General features: G+C 61.1%; 17 protein-coding genes. 4 read left to right on the top strand and 13 right to left on the bottom strand.

The genetic code is table 11. The features are described from left to right. The first annotated feature begins 142 nt into the window (after positions 1-142). Positions 143-391 carry a hypothetical protein gene (locus ACIP6G_RS08465; RefSeq protein WP_146112217.1) on the top strand — a complete coding sequence of 83 codons (249 nt, stop codon included), beginning with the start codon at positions 143-145 and terminating at the stop codon, positions 389-391. A gap of 91 nt (positions 392-482) precedes the next feature. Here the strand turns inward: ACIP6G_RS08465 and ACIP6G_RS08460 are convergent, their stop codons facing one another. From ACIP6G_RS08460 to ACIP6G_RS08450, 3 genes are all read right to left on the bottom strand, one after another. Further along, positions 483-2,006 (bottom strand): APC family permease, encoded by a 1,524-nt coding sequence (locus ACIP6G_RS08460; RefSeq protein ID WP_365943745.1) that lies wholly within the window; start codon positions 2,004-2,006, stop codon positions 483-485. A 151-nt stretch (positions 2,007-2,157) separates the two neighbouring features. Further along, positions 2,158-3,030, bottom strand: a complete 873-nt coding sequence (locus ACIP6G_RS08455) for a universal stress protein (RefSeq protein WP_365943746.1) — start codon at positions 3,028-3,030, stop codon at positions 2,158-2,160. A 3-nt stretch (positions 3,031-3,033) separates the two neighbouring features. After that, complete coding sequence (locus ACIP6G_RS08450) at positions 3,034-4,461, bottom strand: NAD(P)/FAD-dependent oxidoreductase (protein ID WP_365943747.1); 1,428 nt, start codon at positions 4,459-4,461, stop codon at positions 3,034-3,036. A 106-nt stretch (positions 4,462-4,567) separates the two neighbouring features. On the opposite strand from ACIP6G_RS08450, the gene ACIP6G_RS08445 reads away from it, so the two are divergent. Together ACIP6G_RS08445 and ACIP6G_RS08440 are read left to right on the top strand one after the other, a co-directional pair. After that, a complete protein-coding gene (locus ACIP6G_RS08445) occupies positions 4,568-5,215 on the top strand; it encodes a TetR/AcrR family transcriptional regulator (RefSeq protein WP_105656310.1) in 648 nt (215 codons plus the stop codon). A gap of 2 nt (positions 5,216-5,217) precedes the next feature. Continuing rightward, entirely contained in the window at positions 5,218-5,439 is a 222-nt protein-coding gene (locus ACIP6G_RS08440; RefSeq protein WP_365943749.1) for a LapA family protein, read from the top strand. On the opposite strand, the gene ACIP6G_RS08435 is transcribed toward ACIP6G_RS08440, so the two are convergent. From ACIP6G_RS08435 to ACIP6G_RS08390, 10 genes are all read right to left on the bottom strand, one after another. Continuing rightward, positions 5,436-5,624, bottom strand: coding sequence for a hypothetical protein (locus tag ACIP6G_RS08435; RefSeq protein ID WP_038993331.1), 189 nt, complete (start codon positions 5,622-5,624; stop codon positions 5,436-5,438). The two genes, ACIP6G_RS08440 and ACIP6G_RS08435, sit on opposite strands and share 4 nt — an antisense overlap. A 163-nt stretch (positions 5,625-5,787) precedes the next feature. After that, a complete protein-coding gene (locus ACIP6G_RS08430; protein WP_365943750.1) occupies positions 5,788-6,159 on the bottom strand; it encodes a hypothetical protein in 372 nt (123 codons plus the stop codon). 351 nt (positions 6,160-6,510) lie between these two features. After that, a complete protein-coding gene (locus ACIP6G_RS08425) occupies positions 6,511-6,756 on the bottom strand; it encodes a hypothetical protein (protein ID WP_105656307.1) in 246 nt (81 codons plus the stop codon). Between the two features lie 200 nt (positions 6,757-6,956). Then, positions 6,957-7,445: an Lrp/AsnC family transcriptional regulator gene (locus tag ACIP6G_RS08420; RefSeq protein WP_105661972.1), complete on the bottom strand. Its 489-nt coding sequence runs from the start codon at positions 7,443-7,445 to the stop codon at positions 6,957-6,959. 152 nt (positions 7,446-7,597) lie between these two features. Beyond that, positions 7,598-8,854 carry an MFS transporter gene (locus ACIP6G_RS08415; RefSeq protein WP_365943751.1) on the bottom strand — a complete coding sequence of 419 codons (1,257 nt, stop codon included), beginning with the start codon at positions 8,852-8,854 and terminating at the stop codon, positions 7,598-7,600. 7 nt (positions 8,855-8,861) lie between these two features. Continuing rightward, entirely contained in the window at positions 8,862-9,995 is a 1,134-nt protein-coding gene (locus ACIP6G_RS08410; protein ID WP_400289493.1) for an NAD(P)/FAD-dependent oxidoreductase, read from the bottom strand. Further along, positions 9,996-10,313: a bifunctional 3-phenylpropionate/cinnamic acid dioxygenase ferredoxin subunit gene (locus ACIP6G_RS08405; protein WP_105656303.1), complete on the bottom strand. Its 318-nt coding sequence runs from the start codon at positions 10,311-10,313 to the stop codon at positions 9,996-9,998. Between the two features lie 96 nt (positions 10,314-10,409). Continuing rightward, a complete protein-coding gene (locus ACIP6G_RS08400; protein ID WP_365943753.1) occupies positions 10,410-11,339 on the bottom strand; it encodes a BadF/BadG/BcrA/BcrD ATPase family protein in 930 nt (309 codons plus the stop codon). A 571-nt stretch (positions 11,340-11,910) separates the two neighbouring features. After that, positions 11,911-13,227: an ABC transporter substrate-binding protein gene (locus tag ACIP6G_RS08395; RefSeq protein WP_105661977.1), complete on the bottom strand. Its 1,317-nt coding sequence runs from the start codon at positions 13,225-13,227 to the stop codon at positions 11,911-11,913. A gap of 173 nt (positions 13,228-13,400) precedes the next feature. Then, on the bottom strand, positions 13,401-14,420 hold the full coding sequence (locus ACIP6G_RS08390; protein WP_359185465.1) for a LacI family DNA-binding transcriptional regulator: 1,020 nt from the start codon (positions 14,418-14,420) through the stop codon (positions 13,401-13,403). A gap of 174 nt (positions 14,421-14,594) precedes the next feature. On the opposite strand from ACIP6G_RS08390, the gene ACIP6G_RS08385 reads away from it, so the two are divergent. Beyond that, a complete protein-coding gene (locus ACIP6G_RS08385) occupies positions 14,595-15,731 on the top strand; it encodes a Gfo/Idh/MocA family oxidoreductase (protein ID WP_365943759.1) in 1,137 nt (378 codons plus the stop codon). Positions 15,732-15,738: the final 7 nt, after the last annotated feature.

Below are 15,738 nucleotides of genomic sequence, written 5' to 3'. Positions count from 1 at the left end.
GGTTAGGGGCCTTTGGACGAGAAGGTTGCGAAGCAGGAAAAGACCTGCCCTTGGCGAAAGCAAACAGCACTCCCGCTATAGCTAAAAGTGGCGGATTTGGCTACGGTTGGAAATACTCAGCCCAAGGCAATAGGAGAAAACGTTGCTTGCTCTACATAAGAAGATGATTGTATCCGGCGTCGTCATCGTGTTGGCAGGCGTTCTCATCAGCAGCATCTTGCCAGTCCTGGCGATGTGGAGCTTCGAATCCGGTTTTGGAAGCAGCCCTTTGGGCAGCGCGCCGCTGGCTTTCCTTAATTCATTGATCCAGAGCGCGCTCATCCCCTTCGGCGCCGTGCTGGCCGCCATCGGCGTGGCCAAGCACATGACCCGGGCCGACGCCGCCGACTAGCGGCAAGATAGCTCCTGCGGCGGCGGCACCGAACACGAAGGACCACCCGCGATTCGTTCGCGAGTGGTCCTTCTGGTTCGTTGCGCCGGTCCTACTTCAGCAGCTTGTAGGTCTTGATGGTTTCTCCCTTGAAGAACGCCGGGTGGCGCACCCGCATCCACAGCATGATGCCAACGCCCAGCAGCAGCACGCCGACCCCGAGGATGAACACCATGCCCACTCCCCCGATATTGGAGCCCGAACCGTAGTCCGGATTCATGGATTCGATGGCGGTGGCAAAGAACATCACCAGCAAGACGACGCCACCTGCCAACGGCGCCAAGAACTTGCAGAAGAAGTTCCTGGCATTGGCGAACAGTTCCCCGCGGAAGTACCAGACGCAGGCCAAGGCGGTCAGCCCGTAGTAGAAGCAGATCATCAGGCCCAGCGCCGTGATCGTGTCCCACAATGCGTTCTCCGAGAGCAGCCTGGTGACCACGTAGAACAGGGCAGCGGCAGCAGCGGAGGCGAAAGTCGCCACCGACGGGGACATGAAGCGCGCGGAGATCTTCGCGAAGCTGGAGGGCAGCGCCTTGTAGTAGCCCATGGCCAGCAAGGTGCGTGCCGGCGAAACCATGGTGGATTGCAGCGAGGCCGCGGAGGAGGACAAGATGGCCAAGGACATCAGCATCGCCAGCGGGCCCATGACCGGACCGGAAAGCACCGCGAAAATTGATTCCTGGTTCTCCGGGTTGCCTGCGCCCAGGCCCGTGGTGCCCACCCCGGCCCAGTAGATCACCCCGAGGGATACGGCCAGGTACAACGCGATGATCACCAGCACCGTCCAGGTGGCACCGCGTCCGGGGACCTTCTTCGGATCGGTGGTTTCCTCGTTCATGGTCAGGGTGACATCCCAGCCCCAGAAAACGAAGATGGACAGCGAGATGCCCGCGGCGAAGGCCGAGAAGGTATCGATGCCGGCCGGATTGAACATCTGCCAGGTGATGGGTGTCGGATCATTGGGCTGGCTGGAGGTCAGGGCCATGACCGCGAAGAGCAGCAGCACCGCCACCTGGAACCCGACCAGCACGTACTGGAAGACCTTCGTGGCGTTCATGCCCCGGTAGGAGATCCAGGCGGCCACCGCAATGAACACCAGCGTGGTGGGGATGTTGACCCACAGGTTGCCGGTCAGCTCCGCAATCCATGGCTGGCCGGTGAGCTGGGCAATCAGGATATAGAAGAAGTCCACGGCCACTGCCGCCAGGTTGGAGAGCACGATCACCGTCGCGGCGATCAGGCCCCAGCCTCCCATCCAGCCGATCATCGGGCCGAAGGCACGCGTCGCCCAGGTGAAGGAGGTGCCCGAATCGGGCATTGCGCTGTTCAGCTCGCGGTAGCCCAAGGCCACCAGCAGCATCGGCAGGAATCCGGCCAGCAGGATCGCAGGCAGGCTGGTGCCGACTTCGGCCACCGTGGCGCCGAGGCCTGCGGTGAGGGTGTAGGCCGGGGCGATGCAGGAGATGCCGATAACGACAAGCCCCAGAACGCCAACGGTGCCCTTGGACAGTCCTTTTTCGTGCAATCCGCTCTCGGAGCGTGCAGGCGGCGATGCCTGCCTCAGGTCGTGCGACATGGTGGTTACCTTAAACAATTAGCGAGGTGTGAGTGCGTCGGCCAGAAGTACCGAGCCACCTTCCGTCAGGGGTCAGATGGGCACCGTCCGCGTGCTTCGCGACGGCAAGTGCCCGGGGAACAAGGATCGTGCAAGAATGACGCGCTGCCTTCTAGCTGGCAGCCTCGAGGGTCGGGATGACGCCTATCGGGACGTTGAGCTGGCCCAGGATCCGCTGGGCCTTGGGGCCGATGAACAATCGGCGCGGGGCGGCCAGCCGGGCCGATCCCAGCAGTGCCAGGTCCCCGTCCTGCCAGGACAGCTGGGCGGCCGCTTCGTCCAGGCCGCGCCCGGAGACCACCTCGACTACCGCCTCCAGGCCCAGGGAACCGGTCAGTTCCTGCAGGTAGCTGCGGGTTTGGGCCAGATGGTCATCCAGCTCCAGCCGGGGGTCGCCCAGATCCATATGGGAGACCAGCGTGGCCACGCGCAGCGGCAGTCCGCAGGCGGCGGCGATCCGCGCCGAGAGGCCGATGACTTCCCGTGCCCCCGGGCGGTCCCCCACGAATGCGGTCAGCCTGGTGATCTTCCCGCCGGCTGCGCGCAGCGTGGCCAAGGAGGCCGGCGAGGACATGAACACGGCCATCGGCGAGGAATGCAGCAGCGCATTGGCGATCGCCCCGGGGCTGAAGAATCCGGCGCGGTGGCGCTTGCGGCCGCCCAGCACGATCCCGTGCGCCCCGAATTCCTCGCCCAGGCCGATGAGCCCCTCGGCCACCGAGGGCACGGAACGGGCTACCACCGATGTGGCGATTCCTTCCGGCACCAGGGCCAGGGCCTGCGCCGCCCAGCGGTCCACCTGGTCGGAAAGGATGGAGGAGAACCCATGGTCCCCGCCGGGGTAGACCGCGTTGAACGGGGTGGCGGCAGGCAGCACGATGGCGATCCGCAAGGACGCGTCGCGGGTACCGGCCACCAGGGCGCTGGCCAGTTCGATGGCTTCGGCACCGCGCTGGTCCGCGGTGTAACCTACGAGCAATTTCATGGCCTAGGCACTGGCCTTTTCCTTGGACGGGGTCAGCGTGGCAACGCCATCGTAGCTCTGGTCGTAGGCGGTGCCATCCAGTGCGGCGATGATGCGCGCGGCCGAGCGGCGGCCCATGCGCACCGCGCCGTCCACGTGCTGGAAGCCTTCGCCGGCCAGATCCGAGGAGGAGAAGTAGATCGGTCCGACATTCTCGTTCTGCGCCGGGCCGAAGCGGTGCAGCCCGCCCAGGTCGTAGCTGGTGGCGTAGGCGCCGCGGGTCCATTCCTCGGCGGCGAAGTCCGAGAGGTAGAAGACCTTGGGATCCAGTGCCTTCTCGCCCAGGTAGCCGGCCATGGCCTTGAGGATCACCGCGCGGCGCTGTTCCTCGTCCAGTTCCCACATGGCGTCGGCCTTCAGATCCGAGATGAAGCCGACCAGTGTGCCGGTTTCCTCCCCGGCATAGGTGTTGTCGTAGAGCTCCTGGACCAGGCTGCTCGGGCCGAAGCAGGTGCCCGACAGGCCCTCTTCGCGCCAGAACGGGGTGTCGTAGACGGCGTGGACCTTGATGACCAGGCCCATGGACTGGTGCTGGTGGGTGATCTGCTGCTTGCGCGGCAGCGCCGGGACGTAGGAAATGCGCGAGTACAGGTTCGGCGGTACCGCCAGCACGGCCTTCTTCGCCGAGACGGTCACGGTTCTCCCGTGGGCCACCACCCCGCCATCGAACCATTCGAGCTTGAGCACGGGGTTGTCCAGGAAGACGGTCTGCTGGCCCAGCTTCTCGGCCAGCGTCTTGGATACGCCCTGCATGGTGCCCACGATGCGCCGGTCCAGGATGAAGTCCTCGTCCACCAGGTTGTCGAAGGAGCCGGCCGAGGACGCCATGAGCACCGCCTGCAGCGCGGAGAAGGTGTGCGCCGGCTTGGTCAGCATGCCCCCGGCAATGAACAGGCCCACGTTGTTGCAGGCCAGCTCGTCGGCACAGTGCTGGCGCAGGAAGTGGTGGAAGGAGATCTGGTCCAGCTCCTGGGCCTGAGGGTGCTCCCACGGCTTGTCCGGGTCCATTTCGGCGGCCAGCTGGTTCATGAGTTCTACCAGCTTGTCCATTTCGGCCACGGTGCTGGCGGCCACCGGGAAGTCCTCGCCCTCATAGGCGATCCGCTCGCCTTCCCCGGTGAGGTAGACGCTCTTGCCCGCCTTGTAGCGTTCGAAGGTCTCGATGCCAAGTTCATTGATCAGCGAGTAGAGGCCGGTCTGGTCGGGGCTGATCCACTGGCCGCCGATCTCGATGGTCGCGCCGTCCATGACGTCGGTCCAGGTGCGCCCGCCGACGCGGTCGCGGGCTTCGAGCACCGCGACGGACTTGCCCGCCTTGCTCAGCTCATAGGCTGCTGTCAGTCCCGATGGCCCTGCACCGATGACGACGACGTCGCGTTCCAGATGTTGCATGATCGACTCCCTTGCACATTTAAATGAATAAGGTTCATTTACCTGTCATATAGCATAGGGTACGAAGATCCAGTTGTGAAGCACCCCACGTCAGGAAGAGGTCCGCATGAGTGAAACGGAAGCCAGGCGAGCCGGGCGCCCGCGCAAGGCGGTGCTGAATCGGGAGCGCATTACCGAGCACGCGCTGGAACTTGTTTCCGGGGACGGCTACGAGTCCCTGACCATGCAGCGGCTGGCAAAATCCCTGGGCGTCTCTCCATCGGCCCTCTACAACCACGTCGATTCCAAGCACGACCTCCTGCAGTGGATCCAGGAACTGGTCATGGCCGATATAGACACCTCGGTATTCGACCAAGCCGATACCAAGCAGGCTTTGCTTCAATGGGCTACGAGCTACCGGAACGTCTTCGCGCGGCACATTCCCCTGATTCCGGTCATCGCGGTACTGCCCGTCTCCGATTCGCCGCGCACCTTGGGAATGTACGAGCGCGTTGCCGAAGCGCTGGCAGACTTCGGCATGGCAGAGAACGAGATTGTTCCGACGATTGTCGCACTGGAATCATTCATCTTCGGCTCGGCCATGGATACGGCCGCTCCGCATGACATTTTCGACACCAGCAATCACCAGGATCTCACTCCGCATTTCACCCAGGCTGTGGCCGCGCAACGCCGATCAGAGCTTGATACCAGCGACGATTCGTTCCAGCGCGGGTTGTCGGCTCTCGTTGCCGGCTTGCTGGCGAACGGAAGCTGAGCATGGGCTATCCGGAGCAGCGGCCGCCGAAGAAGGGGCTTAGCGCCAAGCAATGGGCAGCTATTGCACTGGTGATCCTCGCGGTGGTCTTCATGCTGCAGAACCTGGCCTTCGTCCGCGTTGAATTCTTCTTGATCCATTCCACGGCCCCGCTGTGGCTTGTCCTGCTCATTACCCTGGGCGCGGGGTATGCCATCGGGTGGTTCTCCAGACGGCGAGGCTAGTCGTCGAGGATTGCCCATTCCCCTACCTGCTCGTTATCCGAGTCGTAGACATCTTCCTGGGCGCCGGCAACGATCGGATACATCGTGATGTTCGTCGACCAGTCGCGCAGAATCTTCTGCAGCTCCTCCAATGGCTTGAGCTGCATGTTCTCGGTATCGAAGTTAACTTCCAAAACAAAACGCATGGCCTGCTCCCGTCCTTCCCGTTGCCGCCATCCTATGCCTGCCGGGCAAGAAATACGAGACTTGCCGCAAGCCCGGCCTCGGAGTAAGCACCTGGTCCGGAAACAGGAAAACGGGATCCCGAGTTGCCTCGGAATCCCGTTTTCCTGGAAATGCTTGCGAGAGCTACTGGCTTGCGCCCATGTAGCTCAGCGACTGGAGAGCTTCATTGCCGCCGACCTTGTACAAAGCCAAGACCAGGCCGCCGAAGACGATGCCCATGATGGCAGAAAAGCCGAGCGAGATCTTGACCAGCGAACGAACTTCGCCGCGGCTAACCTCGGCTTCATCGTTGAAGTAGCGAGCCGCGCCCTGGGTGAAGCTGGCTGCCGGGGTCAATGCGGGAACTGGTGCGGTGAGCAGGTTCGAGGCCGTATCGGTGGCTCCACCGCGCAGATGGGCAACAGTGGTGCGGTTCTTCCGATCCTGGCGGAGCTTGACGATGTTGGCGCCGTGGCGTGCCAAGAGGATGTCTTCACCGAGTGGGATCGAGGCCATTGTTGTTGCTCCTAAAGAATTAACGCTGCTGCATTTCCAGTCATATCCATCATTTCCGACCATTTGTCTATTGAGAAGTGGTTTGTTCAGAAACCCACATGCCCCTGTGATGCAATCCGCATGATTCAGGGGTTAAATCGGCTTTTCTGGTGATCGGGGACATAGTTTCCCGGAATTGCGCGAGGTTAATTACCTGCCTGCATTCCGCTGGCACCTGCCGTTTATTCCCGACGCCATTTCCCGGTTCATCAGCTTTGGATAAAGACGGGGCCAGCGGCCGCCCAAGGGCCCTTGACGCGGCTGAGCCCCAGTCCGGAAATGGACTGGGGCTCAGCATCGTCAGCGCAAACCCTATGCGGTCTTCAGGTCCTGCCCATCCTGCTTGCGCTGGCGCTTTGCCGCGCGGATCTGCAGTACCAGATCGTGGTTCGACAGGTCTTCCGGCGAGGCAACGCCGCGCTTCCGGGCCTTGGCAACCAGGGCCTGGCGGATTTCTGCCTGGTGGGTGCGCTTGTACCGGATCACCAGCACAACGGTTGCGATGGCCAGAACAATCAAGGTCACCAGTGCGGTGACAACAGTTGCGTCAAAATGCATTATCTTCTCGACCTCCCCATTCTTTCAGTCGCAGCTGCGGTGGGGTCCGTTGCTTGTCTGGAGAACCGATCCCCAGCTGCCAACGGGCCGCAGCCATGCCAAGAGAAGAACATCAAGTTTAGCATGTTTCTTCGACCAACGCAGGGCTGCGGGTTGTTCCTGCGAACATGGGCGAGATGGAAATCGGTCAAGAATGGGGCCTAGTACTCTCCGCTGCCGTGGCCGTGTTCGAATACCAGGGAGGTTTGGGTGGTGGCCACGGCCGGATTGGCCGAGAGGTTATCGAGCACGAACTGGCGCACATCCGAAGAATTGCGCACCGCTACGTGCAGGACGAAGTCGTCAGCGCCGCCCAGGAAGAACAGCTGTCGCACCCCCGGTTTGCTGCGCATGTCAGTAGCGAAGTTCGACATCAGGTGACGGGCTCCGGGACGGATTTTCACGAAGATCAGCGCTTCGAGCTCCCGGCCCAGAACCTGCGGATCCACTTCGATGGTGAAGCGCGAAATCACTCCCGAATCGCGCAAGGCATTCAACCGCGCCAGGCAGGTGGACGGTGCTATGCCCAGCTCCTCGGCCAGGGAGTTGTTGGTCCGCCGGGAGTTCTTCGTCAGCAACGCCAGCAGTTTGCGGTCTATGCCATCAAGCTGCGTTGCACGGCTCTCCCGCCCGGATTCGTTCATCGACATTCAGCCGCACCTGCTCCTCATTATCGCGGTTCGCTGGATTCATCATACGGCCCGGTTGGCGTCCCCTTGGCGTTTTTCCGCCACCAGTTCCCGGTGCCGCACCGTTTCCGTTCCGTTCGGTGCGCGACGCTGGGGAATGCTTCGTCCAGGACCTACGGAACGCTCTTGATCTGGCGTACCAGCACGGCGCCGAGGAGGCTGATCACCACAGAGCACAGGAACAGGGTTGGGTAGCCGCCGAACCAGCTCACCGCCAGCCAGGCGATCAGCGGGGCGACCACCTGCGGCAGCGAGTTGGCAATGTTGATCATGCCCAGGTCCTTGCCGCGCGAATCGGCGTTCGGCAATACCTGGGTCAGCAGCGCAAAGTCCACCGCCAGGTAGGCGCCGAAGCCGATGCCCAGGAGCACTGCGGCGACAATGGCGGTGGCGAAGGAGGTTGCCGTGGCCAGCACGCCGGCCGCGGCGGCCACGATGACCGAAGAGATGATGACGTACTTCTTGCGCTTGCCGTCCTTGTCCGAGAGCTTGCCGGAGATCACCGAAGAGAAGATCACGCAGAAGGCGTAGATCGCGGTCAGCACCAGCACACCCTGGGCCGGTTCTGGATGCTTGATGGCATCCTGCAGGAAGAACAGCAGGTAGACCAGGCACAGCTGGCAGCCGAGATACAGCAAGAACCGGGTCAGCCACGCCCATCCGAAGTCGGCATGCTTGACCGGGTTGATCCAGAAGCTGCGCACGAATTCCAGCGGCTTGACAGGCTCCAGTGCTCCCTTGGGCAGCAGAAGATCCTGGCGCATCAGCACGAACGGAATGGAGCAAATGGCCACGGCGGTTGCGACGATGGCGTAGCCGAAGACCAGATTGCTCGCAGCGACCATGCCGATCACGGCACCGATCAGCGAACCGCAGGTTTGGCCCAAGGCCACCAGCCCGCCAACCATGCCGCGCTGCTCTACCGGCACCTTGTCCGGGATGGCCGCGAAGATCGCAGCCAGCGCGGCGTTGCCGGCAGCTTGCATCAGCGCCCAGCCGATGACCAGCGTACTCACGGTTTGCGAGGTCGACATCAGCAGCAGGGCGAGCGCAGCGCAGATAGTTCCAAAGAACACCCACGGGATGCGGCGCCCGAATTTCGATGTGCTGCGGTCGCTGAGCGCGCCGAACAGCGGGTTGGCTACCAGCGAGACGGCCGCGCCAACGCCGGTGACCAGCGAGAGAATCGCGTTCTTCTGGCTGGCATCCAGCTGTTCGGCATGCAATCCGAGCAGTACCTGGATCGGTGCGAAGAAGCCGACATTGATACCGATATGGACAATGACAACCGCAGCGATCCAGCCAGGGCCAACCCGTTTGGTGGGCGTCTGCAGGGCCGCGGGAACCTTCAGTGGTTCGGCTGCATTCATAAGTTTCTTACCGGCCTAACTCGCGCGGACCCGTCAGGGGGTCCTTCAATTGTTCAATGCTTGGGGTGGCTGATTTCGCAATGAGCCGTCTCACGGCCTTGGCCATCAGGCCGCCATCGATCATCGAGGCGGACACCAATGAGCCCTTGGCGTCGAGCCCGAAGACCGTCTGGATCTTGCCTCGCCGGTTCAGGCGCGTCACGGTGCTGGCGGCCTGGCTGAAGTCGCCCACCGTTTCCACGTGCATTTCGTGGCGGTCGCTCCAGAACCATGGCACCGAACGCTTCGGTGCGGCTGTGCCCATGATGGTTGCCGCCGCTTGGGCGGCATCTTCCATGGCAGCTTCCCAGTGCACCGCACGGGGCTGGTTTTCCTCCCGGGCGACGTCGCCGATAGCCAGCACCTGGGGGCAGCTGGCAGAACGCTGCTGCGCGTCGACCACGATCCCGTCGTCGACTTCCAGGCCCAGCTGCTCGGCGAGCGCAGTTTCGGGTTCGACGCCGATGGCTGCCACGATCAGCTCCGCATCATGGCGCTGGCCATTGGCCATTGCATAGTTGGGGCCGAGCTCGGTCACCGCACCGGTCAAGGTGGCAATGCCGTGGTTGGCATGATCCGCGTGCAGCTGTTCGGCAAGTTCGTGGCCCAGCACGTGGGCAAGAGGTGCGTCGGAGCTGGAAATCAAGGTGACTTGTGCCCCGGACATCTTGGCGGTGGACGCGAACTCGGCCCCTACCAGCCCCGCTCCGATGACAAGCACCCGCTGGCCGAACATCCCCGATTCCAGGACGTCTGATATGCGGGCGGCGTCAGCTGCGCTGTGCAGGCTGAGCGCATGGTGCCCGCCGGGAACATCCAATGCCTTGGGCGTGGTGCCGGTAGCCAGCACTACCCAGTCGTCAGCGGACTGCGGCAGTTGCAGGCTTTGGACATCTTCCTGGATCAGGCCGACGCCATGGTGCTGGTACCAGGACACCGGTGCGAACGGTTCAACCTGCAGGGACTTGCTCAGCGGCGGACGATCATAGGGCAGGCCCTGGGCATCGCTGATCTTGATGGATCCGGCGTACTGCTGCTGCACCAGGTGCCGGGCCAGTGCGTACCCCGCGACCCCGCCTCCGATGATGTGCACGGAAGGCATTTAGATTTCAAGCTCCAAGAAGCCGTCCACGACGTCCACCTTGTAGGTCCGGGCGTCCACGGTGGCTGGCATGCACTGCACCTTGCCGGTTTTCAGGTCGAAGGTCGAGGAGTGGATGGGGCATTCGATGCTGCAGTCTTCGAGCCAGCCGTCGGAAAGCGAAGCGACCTCGTGGGTGCATTCATCCTGCAGCGCGTAGAAGTTGCCGTCTTCGGCGTGGAAGATCGCGATGTCTTCGCTTGCGCCGCTGTCTTTGGCTTCAACCAGCAGCGATTCGCCTTCGGGGACAAGATCTACGGGACCGACTCGGAAACTCACGATGACTCCTTAATAATCACGACGTTCTCCACTAATCTTGTCACCTATTGATTGCCTGCGCCTATTTGATGGCCAGTTATCACCGCTGCCCACGTCTTATGGCTGGGCGCGAAAGCGCGATACGAGGCCTTGCAAGGCGTGGTCCGCTGGCAGGAGGGCCAATGCACGGGCTCCGTCCAGCCCATTTCCCGGCGAATCCTGGACTTGCGCGGCAGGGACCAGCAGGTGCAGCTCCCGCACGAAGCTGCTTCTGGCGAATTCGCCGGCGAGCACTCCCCCGATGGCTGCGACCGGAATCGCTCCGGCCTGTTGTTCCAGCCCCGCGCGGCACAATGCCGTTGCTGCGGAGCTGGCCAGTTCTGCACCGGCGAGCGCGCAGATCCGCGCCGCCATTTCATCGGTCGCGGCCAACTGGGCAACCCTCTGCGCAAAGGAGGCGACGATGGCCACCCTGTCCGGCATCGCTTGCAAGTCAATATACGCTTCGGAGAGATCGGGCCAGCGCTTCGCGAGTTCCCCGGTCAGCGCGGTAGCTGGCCCGCGGCCGTCAAAGCCGCGCATGGCCGCGTTCATTGCCTTCTGGCCAATCCAATAGCCGCTGCCGGCATCACCCATGATGTGGCCCCATCCATCAACTCGGGCCACCGAGCAGGGGCCTACCGCCAAGGTGACGACACCGGTACCGGCTGCAACGACAGCGCCGTGGCGTTCTCCCAGCGCTCCGAGATAGCTGGTCACCGAGTCGTGGGCCAGCGCAATATGGGAAATGGCGCTGGATCCGATGAGGTCGTAGAGCTGCCGTGCATCATGTTCGGCTTTCACCAGGCCTGTGGTGCCTACGCTCACGGTGCTGCACTCCCATCCGGCGCCAGCGGCAGCTTGGTTAATGGCGCGTGCCAGTTGGGGCAGGACGGGTTCATGGGTTTGCACACCGGGAAGCGCTAATTCTGCAGTTTCGCCATCCTGCTCGAATCTCAGCTTGATTCCGGTCTGCCCGCCGTCTACTGCCAAAAGTCCAGATGCCATTTTTCCATTCCTCTTGCACTTAGTTTTCAGGATACTTTGTGCTCCCCGCATTGGCCGCAGAGCTGGCGGGGTTCGACCTGCAATCCCCAGGTGCCGCAAACCGATCACCGGCAAGGTCGAGCCAGCAGCTGCGCGGCCCAGAACTGCGGGCACCGCGGTGTGGTTGCCTCTGGCAATGGATGGAAGAAAGCAGGAACCCAATGGCAATCCACCTCTGCGGGATTCCAGCTGATTGGCAGCGCCCTTCCGATAGGCCATGCCCTGGAAAGTTCAACGGCCGCTGGCGACTCGCATCCCGGTTGCTGGTGCACTCGCGACTCGTCGCACGCAAATGGCTGGAGAGGCTTGCTTGGGCGCAGATCACGACCGAACAAGGTTATGAGGCATCTGGAAGCCCTGGTTCAAACCGCAGCCCTGTACGGCACGCGCCGTGGCGAATTCAAGGATTGCACCGCGCAGAGAGTTGAAGGAGGAGCAGAATGAACTTTCCCTCGAACGCGCAAAGGCCGTTGCAATCCCCGGGATCCAGGGATTGCAACGACCGCAAGAACGATGGTTGATTCTCGTTCAGCTATTGGGCTACCGCAGTTTCGATTTCCTTGAAGGCATTCTGCGCCGCGTCGCTTACGCTCTGGCGCTCGAAGAACACTTCCATTTCATAACGGTAGAGGACATCCTGAACCGCACTGAACCCCATTGGCGGGATTGGTTCCGTGCTCTGAAGTTCGGGTTTCAAGCTCGTCACGAATTCTGCAGAAGAAGCTTCGATTGAATCCAATTTTGAGACGACTTGTTCCCGCACTTCGGTGTTCGAAGGTAACCCGCGGTCCATCTGGTTCAGCGCGCCAGCTTCTTGCGAATTCACCATGAAGTCAACAAATCTCTTGACCTCTTCCGGGTGTTCGGTGCGAGCATACCCCGACATCATCATTGACGACTTGTGCCAAAGACCATTGTCCTCAGCCTTGCCGGTGTGGCTTGGCAGTCGCAGCGGAACCAAGTCCGAACCAACCGCTGTGGAAAGGCCTCCCAACTGGTTGCTCCACCACATGCCGAAGGCTGCCACTCCCGTGCCTGTCATAGAACGGTCTGGACCTGCATTCTGGTTTTCCGCCAGGACCGAGGCCTTTGGATAAGAACCGTTATCCATCAAGTCCTTGTGGTGCTGGAAGTACTTGGCCAGATCGTCAGGCGAGAATCCGAGTGATCCATCCGAGCTCGTCAGATTCTTCTTGTCTTGACGCAACCAGGTCTGCAACCCGGCCGGTTCGTTCGGGGCTTCGGCTCCATATTTGCCGTCGAGCTTCTGGCTCACCGTCTCGGTGATCGTCCGGTAGTCATCCCACGTCCAGGTCTTGTCATCTGGAACTTCCAGGCCAGCTTCGGCTAAGACTTTTGGATTGGCGGTCAATGTGAAGGAATTGATTCCGGTGGTAATGCCGACAAGGCCGGCATCGGTCGTACCGTTTTGAACGGCAACGTCTTCGAACTTGGAAACATCTACGCCTTCGAGGTCCAGCAATGCGCCGCGGTCCGCGTATTCGCGAAGGTACTTGTCGTCCATCTGGATAATGTCCGGAGCATCGTTGGAGGCAACCTGTGTTGCGAGCTTGTCCCAGTAGCCGCTCCAGTCGGAGTACTCGCCTTGGACATCGATGTCCGGGTTGGCCGCTTCGAAAGCCTCAATAATTTCATTGGTTGCCTGGGCCCGCGAATCCGAGCCCCACCATGAGAAACGAAGCTGGATCTTCCCGTCCTCACCGTCGGCAGCGCTGCTACCGCCACAGCCAGTGAGGGCCAGAGCGGCTACCGCCACAACTGCAACTGATTTGCTTAGCCGCAGACCGAATTTCCGTCCAGTTTTTCTCGTGCATACCTGCTGAGTCATGAAAATCTTCCTTGGGTGGGGTGGTGATGCGAGGCCATCCTGCAAGCAACACCCGGTTTTTCATTGTGGAAAGCGCTTGCCAAACAATCTAGGTGTGATTGCGGTCACTGGTCAAGGGGTTTCGGGGATCAAGTCAGTTAGTTTTCGCATGGCACGATTCCCAATGAACATCACTACTGGCCGTCAGCCAGCTGCGTGGACTCGCGCAGGACCGGCACACCGGAAACCACAATCTTCCGCAGTTCGCCGTGGTTCAGCGCCATCTCACCAGCCCATTTTCCGATTTCTTCCAGAGGAAGTCGAGCAGTGCTGACCGTGGGCGTAATGTCGATAAGGGTCGGGATGTCATCGAATCCCACCACAGCGATATCTTCGGGAATACGCAAGCGGTTTTCGCGAATCGCCCGAATGGCACCCAGGGCCATGACATCCGAAACGCAGAACACGCACACCCGATGGACACCGCCTGCCGACTTCTGCTGCTTGAGGTAGTCGCTCATTGCAACATAGGCCCCCTCGCGCGAGAAGGGACCGCTGATAACTTCCTCTGCATCCAGGCCACTGCGCTTCAGCTTCTCCAGGAACCCGTTGGAACGGTCCCTCGATGTCAGCAGATTCGCTTCCCCTGCCAATACGACAAACCTGCGGTGGCCGGCACTGATCAGCTCGGCCGCCAGATGCTCGGCAGTTGCTTCGTTGTCGATTTGTATGCCGCCCATATCGGTCATAGGCTGGCCGATAATCATGACCTGGCCACCGTTTTCCTGATAATTCTCGATCAGTTTCAGCAACTGCCCATTCTCGCCCAAACTGCGCGATCCCGACAGGATGATAGCGTCCGTCCGTTGCGACATGAATGCCTGAACGGCTTCGATTTCCCGCTCGGGATCGTACTCCGTGCTGGCCAAAAGCAGCTGGACACCGCTATCACCAAGAGAGCGCTGCACTCCCCGGGCGATGGTAGAGAAGTAGGGGTCGGCTATGTCCCTGACCACCAAGCCGATCAGCTTCGTGGTGGATCTGGCAAGCGCTTGCGCTTGGGCATTGGGGAAGTATCCGAGCTTTTCAGCCGCAGCACGCACTTTATCCGAGATTTCCACAGCCGGCTTGCGTGCTGACCCATTGAGCACTCGCGAAGCGGTCGCCAGGGAAACTCCGGCTTCATTAGCCACATCAGTTAGTCGAACAGCCATCTGAAATCCTTATCATTCTCTGCAACTTGGCACAAGCTTATCTTTCGCGAACGTGATGGTTGACACTCCAATTACACCTCACTATCGTGGAAAGCGCATTCCCATTCTATTCCCTTACGCATTCCCCGTTTTGAGGAGACCCCAGTGACAGAAACAAAAGTTCTACGCATCGCCATGAACGGCATCACCGGCCGCATGGGATACCGCCAGCACTTGCTGCGTTCAATCCTTCCTATCCGAGACCAGGGAGGAATCATTCTCGGGGACGGTTCGAAGCTGACCGTTGAACCGATCCTCGTTGGACGTAACGAAGCGAAGCTGCGCGAACTTGCTCAGAAGCACCAGGTTGAGCACTACAGCACCGATCTTGACTCCCTGATTGATGACCCGAGTGTCGACATCATTTTCGACGCGTCCATGACTTCCTTGCGTTACGAAACGCTGTCGAAAGCCATCGGGGCAGGCAAGCATATCTTCACCGAAAAACCGACCGCTGAAACCCTCGAAGAGGCCGTTGATCTCGCCCGCCAGGCACAGGCCAAGGGAATTACCGCCGGCGTCGTGCACGACAAGCTCTACTTGCCCGGCCTGGTGAAGTTACGCCGCTTGGTCGACGAAGGCTTCTTCGGACGCATTCTCTCAATGCGCGGCGAGTTCGGCTACTGGGTATTCGAGGGAGACATCCAGGAAGCGCAGCGGCCTTCCTGGAACTACCGTCTTGCGGATGGCGGATCGATGACCACCGACATGTACTGCCACTGGAACTACGTCCTTGAAGGAATCATCGGCAAGGTCAAGTCGGTCACCTCGACCACGGCAACCCACATCCCTACCCGCTGGGACGAACGAGGCGAAGCCTACGAAGCCACCGCAGATGATGCGGCCTACGGCATCTTCGAACTCGAAACTCCTTCCGGCGATGCAGTAATTGCGCAGATCAACTCCTCGTGGGCAGTGCGCGTCTACCGCGATGAGCTGGTGGAATTCCAGATCGACGGCACCCACGGTTCCGCCGTCGCGGGATTGAACAAGTGCGTTGCCCAGCAACGCGCCCACACTCCGAAGCCTGTTTGGAACCCCGATTTGCCAGTCACTGAGTCGTTCCGCGACCAGTGGATGGAAGTTCCCGCCAATGCCGACCTGGATAACGGCTTCAAGCTGCAGTGGGAAGATTTCTTGGCCGACGTCGCAGCGGGACGCGAACACCAGTATGGCTTGCTTTCGGCAGCTCGCGGTGTCCAGCTGGCGGCTTTGGGATTGCAGTCAGCCGCCGAACGACGCACCCTCGATATCCCGGAGATCACGCTATGAGCTACGC

The organism is Glutamicibacter sp. NPDC088483, assembly GCF_044753145.1.
Taxonomy (GTDB): Bacteria; Actinomycetota; Actinomycetes; order Actinomycetales; family Micrococcaceae; genus Glutamicibacter.
Note: the sequence above shows the minus strand (reverse complement) of the source record. Positions and strands in the feature narration are given on the sequence as shown.